The following is a 276-nucleotide window of genomic DNA, read 5'->3' as shown; positions in this document are numbered from 1 at the left end:
AATAAAACGGCGGGTAGAGACTCTACCCGCCGTTTTATTATGGCAATCACCAGGAATTGTGGCAGATTCCTAGACGTCCAGGTTCGCCACGGCCAGTGCATTGGATTCAATGAACTCCCGGCGCGGCTCCACATGGTCGCCCATCAGGGTGGTAAAGATTTGATCGGCGGCAATGGCATCCTGCACCGTTACCCGCAGCATACGCCGCGTTTCCGGGTTCATGGTGGTATCCCACAGCTGTTCGGGGTTCATTTCACCCAGCCCCTTATAGCGCTG

The 276-nt window shown here is 55.8% G+C and carries 1 pseudogene; it reads right to left on the bottom strand.

Annotated features, from left to right (window positions below):
- Positions 1–69: 69 nt before the first annotated feature.
- Positions 70–276: pseudogene (locus B3187_RS05110) on the bottom strand (hypothetical protein); the annotation flags it as partial.

This window comes from Marinimicrobium sp. UBA4209, from assembly GCF_002381585.1.
Taxonomy (GTDB): Bacteria; Pseudomonadota; Gammaproteobacteria; order Pseudomonadales; family Cellvibrionaceae; genus Marinimicrobium; species Marinimicrobium koreense.
The sequence above is the reverse complement of the archived record's forward strand: the minus strand, read 5'-3'. Positions and strand labels throughout refer to the sequence as shown.